This window comes from Hydrobacter penzbergensis, from assembly GCF_900106985.1.
Lineage (GTDB): Bacteria > Bacteroidota > Bacteroidia > Chitinophagales > Chitinophagaceae > Sediminibacterium > Sediminibacterium magnilacihabitans.
On the sequence record NZ_FNNO01000001.1, the window covers coordinates 312,925 to 334,647 of the forward strand.

At 44.0% G+C, this 21,723-nt stretch carries 20 protein-coding genes, 1 tRNA gene and 1 pseudogene; 6 read left to right on the plus strand and 16 right to left on the minus strand.

The window, feature by feature from the left end; all coding sequences use genetic code 11:
- Window positions 1-3 precede the first annotated feature (3 nt).
- From BLU98_RS01450 to BLU98_RS01465, 4 genes are all read left to right on the plus strand, one after another.
- Complete coding sequence (locus tag BLU98_RS01450; RefSeq protein WP_092721453.1) at window positions 4-1,113, plus strand: carboxylate-amine ligase; 1,110 nt, start codon at window positions 4-6, stop codon at window positions 1,111-1,113.
- A 148-nt stretch (window positions 1,114-1,261) separates the two neighbouring features.
- Window positions 1,262-1,798: an RNA polymerase sigma factor gene (locus BLU98_RS01455; protein WP_026769638.1), complete on the plus strand. Its 537-nt coding sequence runs from the start codon at window positions 1,262-1,264 to the stop codon at window positions 1,796-1,798.
- 1 nt (window position 1,799) lies between these two features.
- The gene (locus BLU98_RS01460) at window positions 1,800-3,236 is read left to right on the plus strand and encodes an outer membrane beta-barrel protein (RefSeq protein WP_092721454.1); all 1,437 of its coding nucleotides are present in this window, start codon (window positions 1,800-1,802) and stop codon (window positions 3,234-3,236) included.
- A gap of 53 nt (window positions 3,237-3,289) precedes the next feature.
- Window positions 3,290-4,333 carry a hypothetical protein gene (locus tag BLU98_RS01465; protein WP_092721455.1) on the plus strand — a complete coding sequence of 348 codons (1,044 nt, stop codon included), beginning with the start codon at window positions 3,290-3,292 and terminating at the stop codon, window positions 4,331-4,333.
- A gap of 56 nt (window positions 4,334-4,389) precedes the next feature.
- Here the strand turns inward: BLU98_RS01465 and BLU98_RS01470 are convergent, their stop codons facing one another.
- The 5 genes from BLU98_RS01470 to BLU98_RS01490 all read right to left on the minus strand — a co-directional run bounded on the left by BLU98_RS01470 (window position 4,390) and on the right by BLU98_RS01490 (window position 7,831).
- Window positions 4,390-5,319: a hypothetical protein gene (locus tag BLU98_RS01470; protein WP_092721456.1), complete on the minus strand. Its 930-nt coding sequence runs from the start codon at window positions 5,317-5,319 to the stop codon at window positions 4,390-4,392.
- Window positions 5,316-5,894 (minus strand): peptide deformylase, encoded by a 579-nt coding sequence (gene def, locus BLU98_RS01475; protein WP_092721457.1) that lies wholly within the window; start codon window positions 5,892-5,894, stop codon window positions 5,316-5,318. The genes BLU98_RS01470 and def overlap by 4 nt, the downstream gene beginning before the upstream one ends.
- A gap of 64 nt (window positions 5,895-5,958) precedes the next feature.
- A complete protein-coding gene (ruvX, locus tag BLU98_RS01480) occupies window positions 5,959-6,387 on the minus strand; it encodes a Holliday junction resolvase RuvX (protein WP_092721458.1) in 429 nt (142 codons plus the stop codon).
- A 29-nt stretch (window positions 6,388-6,416) separates the two neighbouring features.
- Window positions 6,417-7,289 carry a UbiA-like polyprenyltransferase gene (locus BLU98_RS01485; RefSeq protein ID WP_092721459.1) on the minus strand — a complete coding sequence of 291 codons (873 nt, stop codon included), beginning with the start codon at window positions 7,287-7,289 and terminating at the stop codon, window positions 6,417-6,419.
- Window positions 7,290-7,297: 8 nt separating this feature from the next.
- The gene (locus tag BLU98_RS01490) at window positions 7,298-7,831 is read right to left on the minus strand and encodes an RNA methyltransferase (RefSeq protein ID WP_092721918.1); all 534 of its coding nucleotides are present in this window, start codon (window positions 7,829-7,831) and stop codon (window positions 7,298-7,300) included.
- Window positions 7,832-7,894: 63 nt separating this feature from the next.
- Between BLU98_RS01490 and mutS the strand changes: the two genes are divergently transcribed.
- On the plus strand, window positions 7,895-10,504 hold the full coding sequence (gene mutS / locus BLU98_RS01495; RefSeq protein WP_092721460.1) for a DNA mismatch repair protein MutS: 2,610 nt from the start codon (window positions 7,895-7,897) through the stop codon (window positions 10,502-10,504).
- Between the two features lie 3 nt (window positions 10,505-10,507).
- On the opposite strand, the gene BLU98_RS01500 is transcribed toward mutS, so the two are convergent.
- The 3 genes from BLU98_RS01500 to BLU98_RS01510 are packed head-to-tail and all read right to left on the minus strand — an operon-like array spanning window position 10,508 to window position 13,692.
- Window positions 10,508-11,686: an acetyltransferase domain-containing protein gene (locus BLU98_RS01500; protein WP_092721461.1), complete on the minus strand. Its 1,179-nt coding sequence runs from the start codon at window positions 11,684-11,686 to the stop codon at window positions 10,508-10,510.
- Window positions 11,687-11,745: 59 nt separating this feature from the next.
- The gene (gene dapA, locus BLU98_RS01505) at window positions 11,746-12,627 is read right to left on the minus strand and encodes a 4-hydroxy-tetrahydrodipicolinate synthase (RefSeq protein ID WP_092721462.1); all 882 of its coding nucleotides are present in this window, start codon (window positions 12,625-12,627) and stop codon (window positions 11,746-11,748) included.
- A 33-nt stretch (window positions 12,628-12,660) separates the two neighbouring features.
- A complete protein-coding gene (locus tag BLU98_RS01510; RefSeq protein WP_092721463.1) occupies window positions 12,661-13,692 on the minus strand; it encodes an acetyl-CoA carboxylase carboxyltransferase subunit alpha in 1,032 nt (343 codons plus the stop codon).
- A 123-nt stretch (window positions 13,693-13,815) separates the two neighbouring features.
- On the opposite strand from BLU98_RS01510, the gene BLU98_RS01515 reads away from it, so the two are divergent.
- Window positions 13,816-13,889 (plus strand) — tRNA-Asp (locus tag BLU98_RS01515).
- A gap of 725 nt (window positions 13,890-14,614) precedes the next feature.
- Here BLU98_RS01515 and BLU98_RS17995 read toward each other — a convergent pair.
- The 8 genes and pseudogenes from BLU98_RS17995 to BLU98_RS01555 form a co-directional block, all read right to left on the minus strand.
- Window positions 14,615-15,403 (minus strand): annotated as a pseudogene (locus BLU98_RS17995) (recombinase family protein); the annotation flags it as partial.
- Entirely contained in the window at window positions 15,354-15,548 is a 195-nt protein-coding gene (locus BLU98_RS01525; RefSeq protein WP_139173803.1) for a hypothetical protein, read from the minus strand. The gene BLU98_RS01525 and the pseudogene BLU98_RS17995, both read right to left, overlap by 50 nt.
- A 63-nt stretch (window positions 15,549-15,611) precedes the next feature.
- Window positions 15,612-15,911 (minus strand): hypothetical protein, encoded by a 300-nt coding sequence (locus BLU98_RS01530; protein WP_092721465.1) that lies wholly within the window; start codon window positions 15,909-15,911, stop codon window positions 15,612-15,614.
- A 57-nt stretch (window positions 15,912-15,968) separates the two neighbouring features.
- Window positions 15,969-18,332, minus strand: coding sequence for a histone H3 family protein (locus BLU98_RS17645; protein ID WP_257574630.1), 2,364 nt, complete (start codon window positions 18,330-18,332; stop codon window positions 15,969-15,971).
- A gap of 30 nt (window positions 18,333-18,362) precedes the next feature.
- Window positions 18,363-18,950: an MT-A70 family methyltransferase gene (locus BLU98_RS01540; protein WP_092721466.1), complete on the minus strand. Its 588-nt coding sequence runs from the start codon at window positions 18,948-18,950 to the stop codon at window positions 18,363-18,365.
- A gap of 36 nt (window positions 18,951-18,986) precedes the next feature.
- Complete coding sequence (traN, locus tag BLU98_RS01545; protein WP_092721467.1) at window positions 18,987-19,832, minus strand: conjugative transposon protein TraN; 846 nt, start codon at window positions 19,830-19,832, stop codon at window positions 18,987-18,989.
- 57 nt (window positions 19,833-19,889) lie between these two features.
- Window positions 19,890-21,215, minus strand: coding sequence for a conjugative transposon protein TraM (gene traM / locus BLU98_RS01550; protein ID WP_092721468.1), 1,326 nt, complete (start codon window positions 21,213-21,215; stop codon window positions 19,890-19,892).
- 8 nt (window positions 21,216-21,223) lie between these two features.
- A complete protein-coding gene (locus BLU98_RS01555) occupies window positions 21,224-21,721 on the minus strand; it encodes a hypothetical protein (protein ID WP_092721469.1) in 498 nt (165 codons plus the stop codon).
- Window positions 21,722-21,723: the final 2 nt, after the last annotated feature.

The following is a 21,723-nucleotide window of genomic DNA, read 5'->3' on the forward strand; positions in this document are numbered from 1 at the left end:
ACGATGGGAGATATCAATTACTCGCACTTTACACTGGGCGTAGAAGAAGAATACATGGTGCTCGACCCGCATACACGTGAGCTGAAAAGCCATGAACAAAAGATCGTACTGGAGGGTCAGAAGATCATCAAAGACAAAGTGAAGGCCGAAATGCACCAGGCTGTAGTGGAAGTGGGTACCGATATCTGCCGCAATATCGATGAGGCTTTCAAAGACGTGGCTACCCTCCGGGGAACGATCGCACAAATTGCAGGTGATCTCGGTTTATGGGTGGGCGCTTCGGGCACGCATCCTTTCAGTCACTGGGAACACCAACTCATCACCGACCACGCCCGTTACAACGAGATCGTAAATGAGTTGCAGGAAGCAGCCCGCAGTAACCTTATTTTTGGATTGCATGTGCATGTAGGCATGGAAGACCGCCGGATGGCCATGCATATTGCCAATACCGCACGGTATTTTTTACCGCATGTGTATGCACTCAGTACCAACTCGCCTTTCTGGGAAGGCAGGCTTACCGGTTATAAATCTTTCCGTACCAAGGTATTCGATAAGTTTCCGCGTACGGGCATACCTGATTTTTTTGAAAGCATTGAAGCATACGAGAATTATGTGAACCTGCTCATCAAGACCAATTGCATAGACAATGCGAAAAAGATCTGGTGGGACCTGCGTGTGCATCCTTTCTTCAATACCGTGGAATTCCGTATCTGCGATGTGCCGCTGACCGTTAATGAGACCATTGCCATTGCCGCCTTGTTCCAGGCCATCTGCGCCAAAATATACAAGCTGCGCAGCCAGAACCTCAACTTCATGATGTACCAGCGTTCGGTGATCAATGAAAATAAATGGAGGGCCAGTCGTTATGGCATCGATGGCGCCCTGATCGATTTTGGTAAGGAGACCGAAGTGAATACCCGTGCCCTCATTTACGAGCTCATGGATTTTGTAGATGATGTGGTGGATGACCTGGGTTCCCGGCATTCAATCAACTATATCCACACCATATTTGAACAGGGTACCGGGGCCGACAGGCAACTGGCCGTTTACCAGGAAACCAATAGCCTGGCGAGCGTGGTTGACTACATACATGATCAGTTTTTACTAGCATGAAACAATCATCAGCTATGTAAAATGATGAAAATCAATATGTTTTTTAAATTTTGTGTTTTAACTTTTTATTTTTTTTAATTTCTCGCAGGCAACGAAACCTCCTCAACGGGTATCTTTAGCAAGAAGTCAATCCTAAACCAACCTGCAGGTGACAGAATCTGAACTTATCAAGGGATGTATCAAGCAACATACCGGTTGCCAGCATATACTGTTTGAAAGATATGCCGGTAAGATGATGAGCGTATGCCTGCGTTATGCCAACGATACCATGGAAGCCGAAGACATGCTGCAGGACGCTTTCATCAAAGTATTCAAATACATCGAACAGTTCAAATCGGAAGGTTCATTCGAAGGATGGATCAGGCGTATCGTGGTGAATACGGCCATCCGGCATTTGGAGAAAAAGAAAATCCGTTTCAAAGAGATCGATGACCACAGCAACGATGCGCCCAAGATGGATCCCAGCACCTACAGTCATTTGGGTGAAGAAGATCTTTTAAAATTGATTGGTCAGTTGCCAGAAGGTTACCGGATGGTTTTTAACCTGAATGTAGTGGAAGGATACAGTCACGAAGAAATAGCAGAAATGCTGAACATACAACCCGGCACCAGCCGCAGCCAATTGGTAAAGGCCCGGAAGATGCTGCAACAACAAATATTACAACTACAAAAAATTGCTGTATAAAATGAGCGATAACCAATTTGATCAATTCATCAGGGCAAAGCTCAAAGACCATTCTGCCCCTGTGCCGCCGGGTCTTTGGGAAAAGATCAAGCCCGATGAAAAAGACGACCGCAAAGGTTTCGTACTGCCCCGGATCAACACCCTTGGCAGGTACATGATTGCGCTGGCCCTCCTGGGGGCTTTCGCCGTTGGAGGATACCTGTATTTACAACCGGCAACACAGCAGCCATCCACATCCACATCTATATCTGCAACCGCAACACGAGATCAGCAACATGCACAGGAGCAAACCGTTGCTGGCAGTGAATCAGCTTCTTCTAATAATAATGTCGCAGAAAATTCAAACGCTATCGTTCAAAACAATACACTCCATAATAATAATACACCCAACGAATCGAATAACAACAATGAACTTTCATTATCTGCACAGATAACGCCCGGCAATACTGCTTACAAAAATGCACAGGCAGCTGGTATCAATTATAATAGTCATCCCGCATCGCAAGAGCAAGCATCTCCTATCCAGTCAGCATCAGATGATGCCCGTCGTTTCAACCTACTGGCAGCCGCTCCTCTTCTTTCAGACAGGAACAGTTTGTTGTACGATATGAAAGATTTGAAAAACCTGGAACTGATGAATGCGGTTGCACATACCAGGCGTGTTCCCAATATGCTGGTTTGCCCTTCAGCAAGAGGCGGGCGGTATGTGAACCCCGATTGGTATGTTGAGATGTATGCCTCACCCGATCTTGCTTTTAAGTCAGAGCAGAATGTATCGGCTACCCCGCAATACATGCAGCGTAAAGACAGTAGTGAAAGTTCACAACTGGGTTTCAGTGTAGGTGTACGGTTGGTGAAACCATTCAGTGATAACCTGGTGTTGAAAGCAGGCTTGCAATATGGACAAATCAACCAACAATTCACCTATCGCAGCGAAAACGAGATCAAAACAACCACGGTAATTACACAACGGCAAATCATCCGGGGACCGGGCGATACCGTACTGGTCAATGATACCAGCGTGTTGCGGCAGATCGGTTATCGCAACAATACTGTTACAAATCATTTCCGCACCATTGATGTACCTGTGACGATCGGGTACCAGTTTGGCAGGGATGAAGATGATTTCAGGGTGGGTGTAAATGCAGGTGTGATATTCAATCTTTCTTCCTGGTACCAGGGTGTGGTGCTCGATAAATCACTCGCTACTGTTCCGATTGACAAAGCAAGCACTGCTGTATATAAAAGCAATATCGGCATGGGGTTATACACCAGCATCAGTTTCATGAAACGATTGGGTGAAAACAGCCAATTATTTTTTGAACCTTATTTCAGGTATAATTTATCGAACATCACTGCTGATCAGGCTGCTTATACGCAGAAATTTCACGTTGGTGGACTGTCCATCGGCTTAAGATATAATTTAAATAGAAGATAGCAGGCAACGCGCGAAACACTACCTGTATCTATGATGTAGTAATAACATTAACTATGAAAAAAACTATAACTATCGGATGTATTGCGCTCCTTTTCTTTACAGCTTGCAGAAAAGAATTATCAAGCAATCTGATCCTTTATCCCAACCATCCGCTGAACGATACAGCCTGGATGAAAAATGCAACCGGCAGTGCTACCCTCAATGAGTTGGCCCAGCTGATGTTTCCCAATCTCACCGTTGATTCTTTTAATTGTTCTAAAACAGATACACTCACTTACGGCGATAGTCTCTCTATTCAAATTCCCGGCAGTTCCTTTACCTATGCTGGCGGTGGAAGTGGCGGCAGTGGTGGTGGAGGCGGCAGCAATGTATGTTCCGGCCCTGTACGCATCGAATTCTTCCGTCTGAAAACCAAAGGCGATTTCATCAAATTCTTCAAACCTACTATCAGCAATGGTTACCTGCTGGAGACAGGCGGTGGTATCTTTATCCGCGTAACACAAAATGGCCGTGAATTGAAACTTTTACCCGGCGCAACCATTACCATACGTTTCAGTGATACACAGGATCCTAAACCGAACATGCAGGTATTCTATGCTGCTGAAACCATTCCTTACCTTACACAGGGTAACATTGATACCATGCATAACTGGTTGCGCGATCTCGATACTACCTGGATCAAGACCTGGTCGAAACCCAACAGCACCAACACTTCTATTGTAACAGGATACGAATTGGCTTCTAAGAACCTGCGATGGATCAGTGCTTGCCGGTACACAGACAGTACGCTTCCGAGCACCAAGATCACTGCTGTGCTGCCACCCAATTTCACCAATAGGAATACCGTTGTATTCGCTGTATTCGCCAACCAGAAAACAGTGGTAAGACTGAAAGACGATTTTGATTCGAGGTCCTTTACCACACGGCGTATACCCATCGGAAGCAAGATCACGCTGGTGTCCATATCACGCATTGGAACGGATTTGTACCTGGGCACTAAAAACATCAACGATGTGGGCACAGTAACACGTTATGTGATCGACCCACCGGTACAGAAGAACCTCACCGAGATACTTCAATACCTCAATTCATTATAACCAACGCTTTCGTTTTTAATAGTCAGGGGGTTAAGGGTTGCAAGCGATTGCAGCCCTTACTTTTTGAAATCAAACAAGGTAGCGGTGAACTGGGCGCGTTCTCTTTTTTTGAAAATAACATCCCAGTTGCCTTTGTAGCGCAAAACGCGGGGAACCGTGAGTCCTTCGAATTTGGTCATTTCCACTTCCATGCTCACGTCAAAATCGTATACGCCCGCTTTGTAGCTCAGTGAATAATTACGTCCCAATACTTCCAGCGTTTTCTGGTCGAACCAGGTATCCATCTGGTCAACCACAATGCGGTCGTTCTTTAAGAAACCGAGGTCTTCTTTTGGTTTGATAGAAAATTCATAGGCCAGCGTGCCGTGGTATTCAACAATATCCAGCCGGTAATCGTAGAGTTCGTGTGCGCTTTCATCGTAAAGGTCCAGCTTGTTGCCGATAAAAGGAATGCCGGGTATTTTTTTACCCGGGTTGAAGAACAGCATTTTCAGTTGCTCTTTGTGTTTTTCTATCCCCGATTTTCCGCTGGTGTTCAGGATACGGCCTTTTACAATATTATTCTCCCCGCAAACGCTTCCTTTGGTAAAGAACAGTCCTGCATACAATTCCGCGGTCATGTAATTGTAATTCCGTTTGCTGTCGTAAAAATTGCCTGTTGTTTGCTCTTCCAGCACATCCATGGTACGGCAGCCATTGGCCCTGTTCTGTCTTGTTTTGCTGTTCAGAGAAGCTTTTACAGCGCCTTTTTTATCCAGCATTTTGATATCGTTGTAAGAAGTGAACCCGAGTATACGCAGGTTGCGAAAAGCTTTATAGAATGTAGTATCTTCTTTGATCTGGGCCAGCAGCTTTTTGTAATCGAAATTATTCCGCACCACCACTTCGGCGAGGGTAACCCGTTGCTTATCGATCAGTATGGAGGTATCCTGTGCTGCCGAATGAAAGCAAACCAATATCAACAAAAAGCTGTAGTATCGCATCATTTGATGAATATCATTTTATAATCCACTTTGGTCTTGCCCTTGCTGATATCGGTCAACTTGCCCTGTAACATTTTTTTCTTCAAAGGTTTCAGGTAGTCGATGAAAAGTTTTCCATCAATATGGTCGTATTCGTGTAAAATGATACGGGCGGAAAGTCCTGTGAAGGTTTCTTTGTGTTGCTGGAATTGTTCGTCCATATACTCCAGCACCACTTCTGCGGGCCTGCTGATGTCTTCCCTGATATTGGGAATACTCAGGCATCCTTCGTTGTACGCCCACTCGTGCCCATTAAGTTCTTTGATATGCGCGTTGATGAATACCTTTTTGATACCGGGGGCATCGCTGTATTGTTTTTTCTCTTCTTCTTCGAGGTGTTCGAATATCTGTGCGCTGTCCATCACGAACAAACGAATATCCTTGTTAATCTGCGGAGCCGCCAGTCCAACGCCATTACTGGCATACATGGTTTCCCACATATCGGCTATTAATTGTTCCAGCCTGGGGTAATCAGGCGTAATATCTGCTCCCACTTTCCTTAGCACCGCAGCGCCATAAGCCACAATTGGAAGAATCATCGATCTGCTTGGTTTAATGAGTAATGAGCGCAAAAATACCGGCAAAAAACTAAAAAAGAGTAAGTCAGAACTCAAAACCTGTGCCGGAATGCTGTAAATACTCCTGCAACATGATGGTAGCCGCGATTTCGTCTACCAGTTTTTTGTTCTGCCGGTCTTTCTTTTTCATACCCATTTCTATCATGGCCCTGGAAGCCATTTTGGAGGTAAAGCGCTCATCAACCGTTTGTATGGGGATGGCGGGAAACTCTTTTTTTAACTTTTGTATGGCAGCCCGCACCAATGGGGTGGCATGGGTTTCCTGGTCGTTTAAATCCAGTGGCTCACCAATCAAGATCAACTCTACTGCTTCTGTTTGCATGTATTTTTTCAGGAATGGGATCAGTTCTTTAGTATCCACAGTGGTCAATCCGCTGGCAATGATCTTCAAAGGATCTGTTACCGCGATCCCGGTTCGTTTACCGCCATAATCTATGCAGAGGATGCGTGGCATTTGAGTTGTGAGTTGATAGTTGTTAGTTGTTAGTTGTTAGATAATAAGATCATATCCAGGATTACCAGGAGGCCGAAGATAACGCTGGCAATGCCGTTGGCGGTCATGAAAGCGATGTTCACCCGGCGCAGGTCGTTCGGTTTAACAATGGAATGTTGATAAATGAGCATGCCTGCAAATACCAATATCCCTATCCAGTATAACCAATGAAATTCACCGCTGAAGCCTGCCATGATTACGCACGCTGCGCTGAGCAGGTGCAATAATTCAGAAACACGTAATGCCCTGGTTTTACCCAGCGCTGCTGGAATGGAATAGAGGTGTTGCGAACGGTCGAAGTCTACATCCTGCAAAGCATAAATAATATCGAAACCACTCACCCAAAAGATCACTGCCAATGAAAAAAGAATCGGCAGCAGGCTGAATGAGCCGGTAACAGCCAGGTAGGCTCCGATGGGAGCCAGTGAAAGTCCCAGTCCCAATACCAGGTGACAAAGAGGTGTGAACCGTTTGGTATAACTGTAAAATAAAATAACAAATAATGCAATAGGTGCCAGGTACAAACAAACCGTATTGATCAACCAGCACGCGATCACAAACAACAAGCAATTGATGATCACAAAACGCAATGCATGATCGGGTGAAATGATGCCCTGCGGTATTTCCCGTATGGCGGTGCGTGGGTTTTGTGCATCGAAGCTCCTGTCGAGATAACGGTTGAATGCCATAGCCGCGCTGCGCGCCGTAACCATGCATACCAACACCAGCAAGAATTTGATGGCGAGGTGCGAAGCATCCGATGCCTGGTGCACGCCCAGAAAGAAACCAATCATGGCAAAGGGCAATGCAAAAATGGTGTGCGAAAACTTGACTAAACTCAGGTAGTTTTTAACGGTAGCCATGATTAAAATTACGTATGATGAATGGAAGCGCGCACCATTTCCCAAAGGACAATGCCCGCCGCTACAGATATATTCAATGAATGTTTCATGCCCAACTGGGGTATTTCAATGCAACCATCGCATAATTGCAACACTTCCTGGTCCACTCCTTCCACTTCGTTGCCAAATACAAGCGCCGTTTTATCACCTGTAATGGAGAATTCTTCCAATGAAATACTTCCCTGTGTTTGCTCAATGCCATAAATACGGTATCCCTGCTCTTTGAGTTGCCGTACGGCATCGATGGTATGGGGAAAATAAATCCAGTCCACCGTTTCAGTAGCGCCCAATGCCGTTTTATGTATATCGCGGTGTGGAGGTTGGGGTGTGTATCCGCAAAGACATATTCCTTCGGCCAGGAAAGCATCTGCCGTTCTGAATACGCTGCCCACATTGTGCATGCTGCGGATATTGTCCAGTACGATCAGGATGGGGTTCTTGGCCGACTGCTTGAATTCATCTACCGTTTTTCGCCCCAATTCGTCCATACTCAGTTTGCGCATGGCACAAAGGTAACCCCCGCTGTTCATAAAATGTATAGGGATGATTCCCCTATATTTGTTGCCATGTCTAAATCTGCCGCCGATACCCCGCTGATGCAGCAACACAGGGCCATCAAACAACGATATCCCGATGCCGTATTGTTGTTCCGGGTAGGTGATTTTTACGAGACGTTTGGAGAAGATGCCATCATTGCCTCGAAAGTATTGGGCATTACACTCACCAAAAGAAATAATGGTGCGGCAGCATCGAGCGAACTGGCCGGGTTCCCGCATCATGCGCTGGACACTTACCTGCACAAGCTGGTAAAAGCCGGCCACCGCGTAGCGATCTGCGACCAGTTGGAAGATCCCAAATCGGTCAAAGGCATTGTTAAACGCGGTGTTACCGAAATGGTTACGCCCGGCGTAGCCACGAATGACAAACTGCTGGAGCAGAACAGCAACAACTTTTTAGCAGCCATTCATTTTACCGACCAGGCCAACAGTGGCGCTGCTTTCCTTGATATATCCACGGGCGAATTTTTTGTTGCCGAAGGAAACCAGGAATACATAGATAAATTATTGCAGAGCCTCCGGCCGGCAGAAGTGATCTTCCAGCGGAGCTACCAGAAACATTTCAAAGAAAATTACGGCACCCGCTTCTATACTTATACAATGGAGAGCTGGATCTTTGATGAAGCGTTTGCTACAGAAAGCCTGCTCAAACATTTCCAGACCCATTCACTGAAAGGATACGGCATTGAAAATATGCCGGCCGGCATTGTTGCCGCCGGCGCCATTCTTTATTATCTCAAAGAAACAGAACATCCCAACCTGCAGCATATTACTGCGGTGCAAAGGATTGAAAGGGATGATTTTCTGTGGATGGACCGTTTCACCATCCGCAACCTGGAATTATTGAACACCGGAACAGAACAGGGCAACAGTTTATTGAAAGTATTGGATCAAACGGCAAGTCCCATGGGCGCGCGTTTGCTGCGCAGGTGGATGTTGTTCCCTTTGAAAGACATAGGAAAAATCCAGGAAAGATTAGATGCTGTTGAATTCCTCATCCTGCAACCGGAACTGCGCAAAGAACTGGTGCAGGCCATTAAAATATGTGGCGATATTGAACGCCTGGTGAGCAAGATCCCTTTGAAGAAGATCAACCCGCGCGAAGTGATGCACCTGGCCAAAGGATTGCAACAGGTGGCGCTCATCAAATCATGGTGTACAGCGGCTACAAACCGTTACCTGCAACAGTTGGCCTCCATGCTCGATGCCTGTGAAGTAATTGTAGATACCATTCTGCAAAGGCTACCCGATACACCATCGGTTGCCGCCAATAAAGGCGGCGTGATCAAAGAAGGCATACACGAAGAGCTGGATAAACTGCGGCAGATTGCCAGCGGCGGCAAGGAATACCTCGTTAACATACAACAACGCGAAGCAGAAAAAACGGGCATCAGTTCTTTGAAGATCAGCTTCAACAATGTGTTCGGTTATTATTTGGAAGTAACGAATTCACACAAGAACAAAGTGCCGGGCGACTGGATACGCAAGCAAACGCTGGCCAATGCAGAACGTTATATCACCCCTGAACTGAAAGAATACGAAGAGAAGATTACCGGTGCTGAAGAAAAGATACTCTCCATTGAACTGGAATTGTACGATGCATTGGTATCTGAATTGCAAGCTTATATTGCACCGATACAGGTCAACGGTCATGTGTTAGCAGTGCTCGATTGTCTCTGTTGTTTTGCAGACAATGCCCTCCAGTTCAATTACAAAAAACCGGAAGTACATGAAGGGCTTTCACTTGAACTGAAAGAAAGCCGTCACCCTGTTATTGAACGCAACCTGCCCCCCGGTGAGCCTTATATTGCCAATGATGTTTTGCTGGATCCGGCGGACTGCCAGATCATTATATTGACAGGTCCGAATATGAGCGGTAAAAGCGCCATACTCCGCCAAACAGCGCTCATTACACTGATGGCGCATATAGGTAGTTTTGTACCGGCCAACAGTGCGCACGTTCCGCTGACCGATAAGATATTTACCCGCGTAGGCGCCAGCGATAACCTGAGCGGCGGCGAATCTACCTTTATGGTGGAGATGAATGAAACGGCCAGCATCATCAATAATATTTCCCCCCGCAGCCTTATACTGCTCGATGAGATCGGCCGCGGCACCTCTACTTACGATGGCATTTCCATTGCCTGGAGTATTGTGGAATACCTGCATGGTTCACACGCATCGCCCAAAACCTTGTTTGCCACGCACTACCATGAGTTGAACGAGTTGGAAGAGAAATTGCCGCGTGTGAAAAATTTCCATGTTACCAATAAGGAAGTGGGCAATAAGATCATTTTCCTGCGTAAGCTGGCGCCCGGCGGAAGCACCCACAGTTTTGGTATCCATGTAGCTAAAATGGCGGGCATGCCGCCTGAACTCATCAACCGGGCCAATGATATCCTCAAACAATTAGAAGCCAAACATGTAGACACTGCTGACAAAGGAATCGCTACAGTCGTGAAAAACATAGCAGCGCCGCAATTGCAGCTTTCTATTTTCGATGCGCATTCTGAAACATTCGGCGATATCCGTAAAAAACTACAGGATATCGACATCAACCGGCTCACACCTGTTGAAGCGTTGATGAAGCTCAACGAGATCAAGGACCTCCTCAAATAATTCTCATAGATAACTCAGCCACCACTGGGTATGTGATGCCTTGTATTCACTGTATCTTTTACATAAAGGGTAGAGCGACAACACCAGCGCTGCCCATATCAGGTACACCCCACCCAGGCTATACCCGAAATCATCGGGTCTGAACCAGAAGAAGCCTTTCATGCCTTCAGTCAATGTATGACCGTTGCTGAAGAATATGATCATGCATATAAAATGTATGAGGAAGAAATGAATCAGGTAATAGAACATGGGAACGCGGCCGTATACCACTACGAAATTCTTCCATTTGCCTTTTGCAGTTTCCAATGCCCACAATGCGATCAATGCCGGGCCCAATGTCATACAAAGGAATAAAAGCGAAGGCGGGTATTTGGTAACATTGAAAAAAGACAGCACAGTATGTACGCCATCCTTTTGTGTGGCCCACAAGGAAGGATCTCCGTAGATATTGATCCAGCGGAGTACAAAGAATGCCAGGGTAATCAGCAATCCTCCTTTCAACAACCACTGTCTTCTTTTTACCGGATCGAACTCTTTTGTAAACAGGCTGCCCATGCAATAACCCAGCAATAATATCCCGGGCCATGGTATCAGCGGATACAAAACGAAAATGGTGTGATCGGGAGTAACAATATCAAAAAACTGCTGGTGCAGGAAAGCCCACCACAATACCTGTTGCCCCGGTTGCGCATCGAAGCGATCGAGCAAGTTATGGCCGAGTACCAGCACCAATCCAATGATCAGCAATACCCTGAGCGGCAGCCAGTGCAACACAGATAAGATCACCAGCGACCATCCAATTACCCATATCACCTGCACGGCAACTATTGAGTAATGCGGGTTGAAGCTGAAAATAAAATTCATGATCACCAGTTCAATCGCGATCAGCCACAACCCTCTTTTGAACAGGAAGGCCGACAATTCCTGTTTGCTCATTTTTCTGCCGGCAAGAAAAGCGCCTGTGCCGGTAAGGAACACAAACACGGGTGCACAGAAATGGGTGATCCACCGGGTAAAGAACAACACCGGCGTGGTGGTGTTCATATCGGTAGGGTTGCCGGTAACTGCTGCTACATGAAAAAAGTCACGCACATGGTCCAGCGCCATGATGATCATTACAAAGCCCCGCAAGAGGTCTATTGAATCGATCCGTTGCTTTCCCGGCAGTACAGTGGTTGACATAAACAGGGTTTGAGTAGGTTAAAATACTCTTTTTTATGTCATATCACGAAATTTTGGGATCAGTGTTTCCCGTACGCCTTCACTTTCTGGTGGAGGCCGGCGCTGAGCGGTACTACCGGCAGTCGAACCACATTCTGCAACAAACCTTCTTCGTGCATGAACGCTTTCACCCCGGCAGGGTTGTTCTCTGCGAACATGAGATCGTACGCGGCCATGAGTTGGTCGTTCAGTTTTTTTGCAGTTTTGAGGTCGGCTTTCAGGCAGGCCCTTACCATGTCTGAGAATTGTTTGGGGAAAGCGTTGGCCGCCACGCTGATTACACCGTCCATACCACAGGCCAGTTGAGGCAGGGCGAGTGCATCGTCGCCACTTACGATCAGGAACTGCTCGGGCCTGTCGCGCAATAGCTGCATGCATTGCGCCATATCGCCGCTGGCTTCTTTGATACCGGCAATATTGGGCACTTCATTGGCCAGGCGCAGTGTGGTATCGGCGTTGAGGTTACGGCCTGTTCTGCCAGGCACGTTGTACAGGATAATGGGTTTGGGAGAGGCTCCGGCAATGGCTTTGTAATGCTGGAACAATCCTTCCTGTGAGGGTTTGTTGTAGTAAGGAGAAGCGCTCAATACCGCTACCGCTTTTTCGAGCGGAAAATGGTGCAGGTCTTTGATGAGCTCCTGTGTGTTGTTGCCGCCGATGCCCACTACTACGGGAACGCGGCCTGCAACTTTTTCAAAAGTATAATGAACAATGTCCAGCTTTTCCTGTTTATCCAGTGTGGGTGTTTCACCGGTGGTACCCAGTGTTACGAGGTATTCAACTCCTCCTTTGATCATCGCTTCGATCACGTTTCCGAGCGCTTCGAAATCTACCTGTGCATCTGTTTTGAATGGCGTTACCAGTGCTACACCGGTACCCTGTAATTGCTTACGTAAAGACATTGTTTTGTTTGATTTGTTATCTGTGTTGTATGGCTAAATTCTATCTTCGGGACTTTCTCTTTTACCGAGCACGGGCTCCTCTTCTTCGAGGGGTGCTTCTGTCCAGAAACCCATCTTCCCGTATTTCTCAATACGATCGTTGATGCGCTGCTGCGGGTTTTTCTGTTTGATTTCCTGCAAACTTTTTATGATGTATGATTTTAAAATGGCGGCCGCTTCTGCATAATCCCAGTGCGCACCACCGAGGGGTTCGTGTACGATTTCATCAACCAGTCCGAATCCTTTCATATCGGTAGCAGTTAAGCGCAATTGCTCTGCGGCCACTTCTTTTTTCTCCCAGCTGCGCCAAAGAATAGAGCTGCAACTTTCCGGGGAGATCACCGTGTACCAGGTATTTTCCATCATCAGCACTTTATCGCCTACACCTATGCCCAGCGCACCGCCGCTGGCGCCTTCGCCAATGATGACTACGATCACCGGCACTTTGAGGCGTATCATTTCCAATATATTACGGGCGATGGCTTCACCTTGTCCCCTTTCCTCGGCTTCCAGACCGGGATAAGCGCCGGGGGTATCGATGAGCGCGATCACCGGTTTGTTGAATTTCTCGGCCAGTTTCATCAGTCGCAGCGCTTTGCGATAGCCTTCGGGGTTGGCCATACCGAAGTTGCGCAGCTGGCGCAGCTTGGTATTGGTTCCTTTTTGTTGCCCCAGAATCATCACCGTTTCGCCATCGAGCTGGGCAAATCCGCCCACCATGGCTTTATCGTCGCGGAAAGTGCGGTCGCCATGCAGTTCTACAAAATGGGTGCACATTTTCTCGATATACTTCATGGTATAGGGCCTGTCGGGATGGCGGCTCAACTGCACCCTTTGCCAGGGAGTGAGGTGCTGGGTGATCTCTTTACGTTTTTCGATAATAGATGCTTCCAGCTGTTCTATTGTAGATGTATAATCTATTTTGGGGTTCTTTTCCGCAAGCTTTTTTGTATCCTCTATCTGCTCGTACAATTCCTTGATAGGCTTCTCAAAATCAAGGAATTGACGATTGGGGTAATGGGGCATAGTATGGTGTTGAGCGGGTAAAATTACGGTTTGAATTTTTTTAAAGAAAGATTTGTTTAAAAAAACAGTTTACCCTTATCTTTGCCGTCCCGAAAACGGTCCGTAAAGACCTGATGGAGGAACGGATTGGTAGTTCAGTTGGTTAGAATGCCGCCCTGTCACGGCGGAGGTCGCGGGTTCGAGTCCCGTCCAGTCCGCTGAGCGGGGGAACTTCAAAATTCCCCCATTTTTTTTCATACACAAGTAGCTCTTTCTCCTTCATAATGTGGGCATTATGAGCAAGTAAATCTATCATGGTTGGGGTTCGATACATACCCCCCTGATAGTAAAGATTTTGCTCGAACCCCAGGTTTATTAGTTCTTGTTTTTCGAGCGGACTGGTTTTATTGAAAATAAATTCCAAATCGGATAACTTCTCCAGATTGTTTTGCAGAATCTTATACGTCCGGTTTTGATTACCGCTTAAACGCTCGATAGATGCTTTTAAGGCAATCCTGTTATTGTTGATGGATGAAAACCATCTTTCATAAGTGTCTTGGGTAATTTTGTTCGTAATCCATTTTTCTTCAATGGAGAACAGCTTTGCCTCTTCGGCTTCCAATTCTCTCTTTTTATCTGCAAGCAGTTTTTTGTCTTCAACCATTTTATTCTCAAAAATGAGGTCAGCATTTTTGCGGATAACGCTGATGGATTTATTGGGCAAACTCATTAATCCAAAAACTTGTCGAAGCTGGTCGTGTGCCTTTATTGCACTGAGATTAAGATGTGTCGTTTTATTGCATTTATAATAGTAGTAATACTTCCCCAACTTACCTCTTGATGGAGCGCCTGTTAGAGATTTTCCGCAATAACATTTCAATACACCTCTCAATGGCATTTCATCACTCACAACAACTTTCTCTTTTTCTGGTTTTTTCAGTTTACGTTGAACTTGCTCCCAAGTAGCCAGATCAACAATAGGGTCATGCTGAGCCGGAAATAATCCTCCAGGATAATTCTTAAATGGTTCAACGTATTGCATTCCAGCATATAAAGGATAGCTCAAAATGCGCTGAATGGCTACATTGCCTGATCGTTTAAACCCTCTTTCTTTAGCTTGTTCAACAATGATATAAATAGGCGTTCCTTTCAAGAAGGCATCATAAATGAATTTAACAACATTGGCTTCAGATTCGTTTATAACAAGCCTTCTTTCCTTACGTTCACCTACTTTGTAATATCCAAATGGAGGGCTTTTGTATATATATCTCCCTTCTTTCGCTTTAGCCGTATAAATGCCGCCACGAACCTTAATACTCCTGTTGATATTATCCTCTTCGGCAAGCAGTAATTGAAGCCCTGCTCTGAAGAAGCTTCCCGGAGTATCGTAATCGAATGTTATACCTTCGGTAACACTGACGATTTGAATGCTGTACGTCTGCTGTAATTTTTTGACGTAGCCCATAGCTTCGCTTGCATTACGACTGAAACGATCCAATTGGTCAACAATAAGATAGTCAACCCTTTTATGATGTTTAGCGATAAACTCTTGGAGCTTTTTGAAATCCGGCCTGTCAAAGGTTTTAGCACTATATCCCCGGTCTATGAATGTATCAACCAATTCAACGTCATTGTTTCTGATCCATTGACCAGTATATAATTCCTGCCTTTCGATAGAGCCGTTACTTTGCTTCCTGTCGCTGAAACGAAGATATCTTATTGCTTTCTTCATGACTTTCTCGGATTGAAATATTGACAATAATTTCTGCTATCAAATTTAGCAATTTTAGTTCAGGCATGGAGAATTCATCCTGATTATTTACAATATTCTTATCGTCATTAAGAGGTATTTTCTCTCTCACTTTTCCATCCATCACACACCTCCTTTTTAGATAGCAAAAAGCCCATTATGGGCTTTGAACTGCAACTTTTAAAACACCTTATTCGTATGGACATTTTTCACTGAAATGCACCTTGCTTCCTTTGTTTCGTTTATAAGAAGGTTCATACCTTATATACCCGTAACTGCTTAAATCCTTAATGATTTTATGATAAGTGGTCTTCGTAGAGATTTTTGCAATCTTCATGATTTCATAACTAAAAACATGAACGGGATTTTCAAAACCATGTTCACTCCAATACTGGAGCAAAGCCGCATAAAGACCTATATGCGTAATGCTGATGCGAGGGTCCTTATCAATGGCTATAAAGAAATCCGATAATGGTTTTAGTTTCTCCATTTAACCTGCTTACAAACACTGTTATCAATATGGCAAGCCTTATCAGGTTGCTATTCCTTAGCTGATAGAATTGCTTTGCTTCTTTCTTCTTTTGTGCGATGCCTTTGGCATCTCATCGCTATTATCTGCAGCACCTTGCTTCTGGCTCTCATTTTTAGATGCTTGTTTTGCAGCGTGGTTTTCACCTTGTCCCTGCTTTGCATTTTGTCCTTGTTTGCTATGAAGGCGCTGAATATTGCTGTCATATACATTGATGGTTTTGAATTGCGGATTGGCCTCGATAAAATGCTTTTGCTCCGTACCATTTTGCACAAACGTTACAGATTGCCGGTTGCCCTTGTGCAAGGATTCCACCAGTCTTGTTTTATCCTGTTCGTTGGTTAGTTCCTTGATTGGATGCTTTTCCAATGCACTTACTAAGTCGTATCCATAGTTCTGATGATACTGCTTAAGCTTGTAATTACCGTTATTATCGGTCTGTTTAAAATCCATTTGCATCCAGGCGTTGTAAACCTGTCCTTCCTTATTGGTCAGGTCTTTATTCACTGCCCTTCCGTTCATCAGGTTATAGGCTTCTTTAAGTGTAATGCTGCCTTCTTTGTTGATGTAAAACGTTTGCTCCATCCTATCCTTTGAGCCTTCCGGCGTTAGGGACACCTGGTAGCGGTTAAAGAAATACATATCCGTCTGGTCAGACTTTTTAAAATGCAAAGAGGCTTTTACATCATCATTGCCAAACTTCGTGTTATGAGTTAATTGAAATTCCGGAGTTTGCTTCTGCATTTTTTCTTTCAATTCGTTTTCCAGTCCTTCGCCGAAGCCGGTGAACTTTACCTGATCACGCAGGTATTCAAAATTTTTCTGGTTCATAAAATCTGTTTTTGGAGTGAATGAAATTGTTTCGTTTGATGCTTCTACAGCAGTTGCTTTCAGCAGTTCATAAACCGCTGTTTTTTCTACCATCTTATTAGCTGGTATAGCGCAGGTAAACTGATACTGTTGTTTTAAATAGTCTAAGGAGAATTGATTAGGCTCATAAGGCCCATCAAACCAGTATTTGAACATTAGTTTCTCCGCTATTTCTTTTCCTCTTGAAGCAGCATGGAGTTTAGTTATGTTATGAAGAATGCTGTCCATTAGTTTTAACTCTTTCCTTCCGGATTTCGACTGCATTCGTTCTTCTACTAAAGCTTCTGAATGATGGTCAATTGACCAATCAAATTGACGCATGGCATTATCAAGTTGTCCAACATCAATACCCTCGATAGAAATGGTAGGGATTGCTGGAAATATTCGCAAAGTGACTTCGTAAGCCGACAGCCGGTAATTGCCGGGTTGCCCGTTTTGTTCAAAACGCAACCAATACTCTAAGGCTTCATTTTCTTTTCTTTCTTTAAATGGCAGGTGAAATTGCTCTTGCGGGTACACCTCATAAAATGATATGGCTCTATTCAATCTATTGCCAAATCCTAATGCTTCCAATTGCTTATACAAGCTATTGTTGTCAACAGTTGGTAAGTGTTGGTTTTCTCCATTAGTGTTAATACTTTTCCCATGAGGTGTTTGTTTAAGCCCACTAAGAGACTTAATTTCTTTAACGTTATAATTATCAAACTCACTTATGTTGCTTAATGCAAAATCATTTGCTTCATGGCTGGTGTTAAAGAAATACACATCGTGCTTCTCTAAAAGATATGGAACAGTATTATAGGCTATCCATTGATTACCTTGAAGAAGTTCTATATTGATCTGATGCAAGACTTCATCTGATATAATGTGACCATCAATAGCATTACTTTGAATGTCTTGTTTTACCTGATTTTTTTCAGACTTGAGAAATTCATAAGCTTCCATTGCTGTTAATGCCTCATTATCATCTACAGGAAACACATGTTTGTGTTCATTCAGCTTTTGCATTTCTTGATGGTCTTGAAAAAATTTTTCATATTCGCTTTCAGGAAGGTGTTTGTACATTAAAAGTTTTGCAACATCTTTTCCTTCTTCTATATTGGCCAGCGTATATAAATCGCTGTTCGTAGCTTTTATAAAGTCAGTAGCTTGCTCATATTCTTGCCTGGACATGGTGTTCTCAATGTCTCCCCCATAGAACTTGTCGTATAAACTGCTTACTTCGTTCAGTTTCGCATCCAAATCCTTAGTATTTATCCCTTGCATATTCCGGTCGGGAATATCTACATGTTTATACGTTAATTCGTATTGCTTAAGCTGATACGTGTTGTTTGAACTTTTGATAAAATGTAAGTCATACATTAAGTCGTCTTCGTTGATTTGATTGCTGTAATAAATATGAAGTGCCTCTTTATTCGCTTTCATATAATATCCTAACTCTTCCGCAACTCTCAGGGGGAAACCAAGTGCTTTTAATTGACCTTTGAGGTATTCAAGATTTTTCTCGTCCATTTCTGAAGCTTTTAATAACGAATGACTTTCTTATTCAGGTAACTTTATAGAGTTGCTAACTTCATTGCCAAACACATCCCATCCTTTAAATTCTTCATTAGAGAATAAGCTCCCACAACTTCTGGCAAATAGTTCTACCCGTGGTACGTCACCAAAGAGGTTTACAATTCGCTCTCTTATTTCTTTGGGTTTCTTCGAGTGTTTATCTCTTTTAGATATAAGCACTTGTTCTACATTCCGGCAAAGCCTTTTCAATGGTTTTCCTTTAGTAAAAAGAAGAACGACTTCCGCATTCGCCCTTGTGTAGTATCCCATTCCTTTGAAAAGCTTTTCGTTGTTTTTATTCTGCTTTATCCAGGTGAAGGCGACGGTTTTATAAACAAACCCCCACGCTTCTGCTAATTCTAATGCACTTTTTAAACAAGGAAAAGTTGCCCACATAAGAAGCACACAGTCATTCTCACAAATAGCTGGAATATTGAATGCTGTTAAGCTTTGAAAGGACTGTGTTGAATAATGGTTTTCCGCACTTCTTCCCATGCCTCTATTGCTCCAAACCTTGAACTGCCAGGGCGGGTCCGCATAAATAATGTTATATTTCTTGCCCACACTTTCCATGCTACACTAACATTTAATAGCTGCCAATAAGGAAGGCTACTGGAGTAACTTTGCCCGGATGATAGTTTTGTTATGCACATGAATTCTTAAGTGCCTGCCGCCAGATTTTTCCATCAGTTCGATGGCTAAATATTTCTTATCCGGTATGGTGAACTTGGGGAGTGCATACACAAAAACCTTTTCTGTTTGTCTCGCTATAACTAAAGTATCGCCTTTTATATAGAGAGGACTTATTTCAAGCTCCTGGGTAGCTGTACGTTTTGCCTTTTTCTCGTCTCTTATATAAAATCGAAGCTGGTCAATGTCGTAGTTGATATTGGTTTGGTTCTGCAAGGTGAGGCGAAGGAACAATACATCACCTTTGATATATAGTCCACTCACTTTCATCTTCATGCCATAGCTCTTATCCTTCACGCCATGTATAGTTTCTTTTGTCATCGCTACCGTATCTGCGTCCGCTTTTACCTGCGCTTCATTGATACTGATATTTGGGAAGAGGGCTTCGGGGTAAACCGCAGTTGTATTATCAAACCGGATATTCAGCACACTAAGTGTATCCGAATAATTAAGAATATAAGAATACAGTTTGCCATCAGCCGTAATAACGGTAAGATTGGTTTGGTCAAATCCAGGCTTGCCTGCTTTTACTTGTAGAATGTTCTCAACGCCTTTTGCTTTCTGCACTAAAATATCTTTGCTCCCCCTGTCAACGCTTTTGATGGCGTAGGGGAAAATGAGATTAGTGGTTTTGTAAAAGGTAATGGGAAGAACATACGGTTTAATCACCGTTACTTTGGTTTCCGCATTGTTTTGAGCAAATAGCCGAACACTCAGTAAAAGGAGAAGAATTCCTGTTACCACTCTTGCACTTATCTTTTTCATATACTTATGAAGTTTGTAAATGAAACAATATGTTTATTGGAATTGATAATTAGATTATCAGTTCTCCTGTTTTTGCTTTTCGTCACGTAGTAGTACCTGATAACCTGCTTTCACGGTTACTTTGACCAGCTTGACCTTTCGACTAAGCAACGTTTTAGCAGCTTCGATGCCGGCACCCGCAGCTTGAGCGCCTATTGAGGGATTTAAAGTGGTAAAGTCAAGTGCCTGTGCGGAACGGTCTAAAGATTGTTTCGCCACATCACGGGTAATAGCACCAGGGATATAAATACCATCCATGCCGTCCATATCGCAAACGGACAGGTCCACCGGGAAAAGAGAATTGCGATAACGAATGCTGTTGATTTTGATGCTTAATCTTTCTCCATTCAGATCTGCTATGCCAAATACGAAATTGTCTTTTGGTATCAATACGCCATTGATAAAAATATCATTTGTCAACCGCAACTTCACTGTAGAGCCATTTACCAAGGTCTGTGTTTCATGAATAACTGCTTGTATGGAGTTTTGATCTTCGTTTAAAGAGGCTTCATCATCCAAGGAGTAAAAACCGTTAGATTGAAGGGCATAATTTGTGTTGGTACTTTTCCGGTTTTTTGTTCCTCTATTATCCAGCAGCGAGATAGAATTATTCTCATTATTTACAGCCACTGCAAATACCTGTCCCTTCTTGGTTTCTGATGTTTGCTTTATCTTTTCACGCACACGGTCGGGATGTTGTATATCCAATATCTTTTCCAACATGCCGTTCAATTGCTGCATCTCCGGGTCTTCGCCCTCCTTTTGGTTCATGCCTTGCATCATTTGTTCCAATCGGTAAATATCACCGCTATTAACCGAAGTGTTATTGTGCATCGTTTTTACGGTGCTTATGTTCTCCTCGGCGTTTGTTCGAGATGAAGAAGCATTATTTAATGCAGCATCCAGTTGAGCGAGTTTTTGATACACCTTTGTTTCATTGGGGTCCGTATAAGTGCTGTTATGATTTATGATTGAACTTTTTCTTGCAACCATATTGTTATCGAACTTGCGGCTCGTAAGAGAGGTATCTGCGGTTGGAACAACAGAGGTATCTATATGATGCCTGTAGTACGGATCATTTTCCATGAGTTGTTGCAACTTCATAGAGTCCGAAGCCGCCTTTTCATAATAGCTTAATTTATCAAGCGGTTTATCATCTTTCAGATTGGCACCGGGCAGTTGCATGTTCAACCCATTTTGTGCTTGTTGCGCATCGGCATGGTTTACGCTGCCACCTCCTAATGCCCAAAACATCAAAGTCATGAAAGGAAGCACCAATAAGGGCAGCACCAGTAAGAATTTGCGCTGCCGCAGAAACTTTTGTGAATGTGTTTTCTGTTCCATAAACTGTTTTACTTTTTATTTTGTGATTGGTAAATCGTTTCAAGAAGAAGAATGCTATCCATTAAACCGGGTCGGTTAGTAAGGATACTGTCATGTACTTTTTTGGAGGAAGGACTTCTGGCCAGGCTATCCATATAAAACCGGAAACGTTGAATTTTTTCGTATTCCGCTTTCGATATGATTACGAAAGCTTTTGTGTTTTCATCACCCGATTTATTGGCATATGGAGGCTTTGTAAGGGGAGCAACGGTAAATGAAGAAGCTTTTCGGCTCAGCAAACTGTTTGCGATGAAATATATGCTTATGCTTCCTGCTGTCAGACAGAACAAAGAAAGTAGGATAAGCTTACCATTGCGGGAGAGGCGCTCTGTATGGCGCTGCATGAAGTTTGCCCACCTTTGCTGCAGGCGAATGCAGGCAGAAACAATACTGCTCGCAACTCTTTCCTGTGCAACATTTCGTTTACCTGAACCTTTGGTTTTCCTTTTTCTGAATAGTGATAACATGA

Coding starts and splice junctions, on each gene's coding strand:
- traM (WP_092721468.1), bottom strand. CDS start 21,215: ATGGAACAGAAAACACATTCACAAAAGTTTCTGCGGCAGCGCAAATTC.
- traN (WP_092721467.1), bottom strand. CDS start 19,832: ATGAAAAAGATAAGTGCAAGAGTGGTAACAGGAATTCTTCTCCTTTTA.
- BLU98_RS01555 (WP_092721469.1), bottom strand. CDS start 21,721: ATGTTATCACTATTCAGAAAAAGGAAAACCAAAGGTTCAGGTAAACGA.
- def (WP_092721457.1), bottom strand. CDS start 5,894: ATGATTCTTCCAATTGTGGCTTATGGCGCTGCGGTGCTAAGGAAAGTG.
- BLU98_RS01450 (WP_092721453.1), top strand. CDS start 4: ATGGGAGATATCAATTACTCGCACTTTACACTGGGCGTAGAAGAAGAA.
- BLU98_RS01470 (WP_092721456.1), bottom strand. CDS start 5,319: ATGATGCGATACTACAGCTTTTTGTTGATATTGGTTTGCTTTCATTCG.
- BLU98_RS01485 (WP_092721459.1), bottom strand. CDS start 7,289: ATGGCTACCGTTAAAAACTACCTGAGTTTAGTCAAGTTTTCGCACACC.
- BLU98_RS01510 (WP_092721463.1), bottom strand. CDS start 13,692: ATGCCCCATTACCCCAATCGTCAATTCCTTGATTTTGAGAAGCCTATC.
- BLU98_RS01500 (WP_092721461.1), bottom strand. CDS start 11,686: ATGTCAACCACTGTACTGCCGGGAAAGCAACGGATCGATTCAATAGAC.
- BLU98_RS01540 (WP_092721466.1), bottom strand. CDS start 18,950: ATGGAAAGTGTGGGCAAGAAATATAACATTATTTATGCGGACCCGCCC.
- BLU98_RS17645 (WP_257574630.1), bottom strand. CDS start 18,332: ATGGACGAGAAAAATCTTGAATACCTCAAAGGTCAATTAAAAGCACTT.
- mutS (WP_092721460.1), top strand. CDS start 7,895: ATGTCTAAATCTGCCGCCGATACCCCGCTGATGCAGCAACACAGGGCC.
- dapA (WP_092721462.1), bottom strand. CDS start 12,627: ATGTCTTTACGTAAGCAATTACAGGGTACCGGTGTAGCACTGGTAACG.
- BLU98_RS01465 (WP_092721455.1), top strand. CDS start 3,290: ATGAAAAAAACTATAACTATCGGATGTATTGCGCTCCTTTTCTTTACA.
- BLU98_RS01530 (WP_092721465.1), bottom strand. CDS start 15,911: ATGGAGAAACTAAAACCATTATCGGATTTCTTTATAGCCATTGATAAG.
- BLU98_RS01490 (WP_092721918.1), bottom strand. CDS start 7,831: ATGCGCAAACTGAGTATGGACGAATTGGGGCGAAAAACGGTAGATGAA.
- BLU98_RS01460 (WP_092721454.1), top strand. CDS start 1,800: ATGAGCGATAACCAATTTGATCAATTCATCAGGGCAAAGCTCAAAGAC.
- ruvX (WP_092721458.1), bottom strand. CDS start 6,387: ATGCCACGCATCCTCTGCATAGATTATGGCGGTAAACGAACCGGGATC.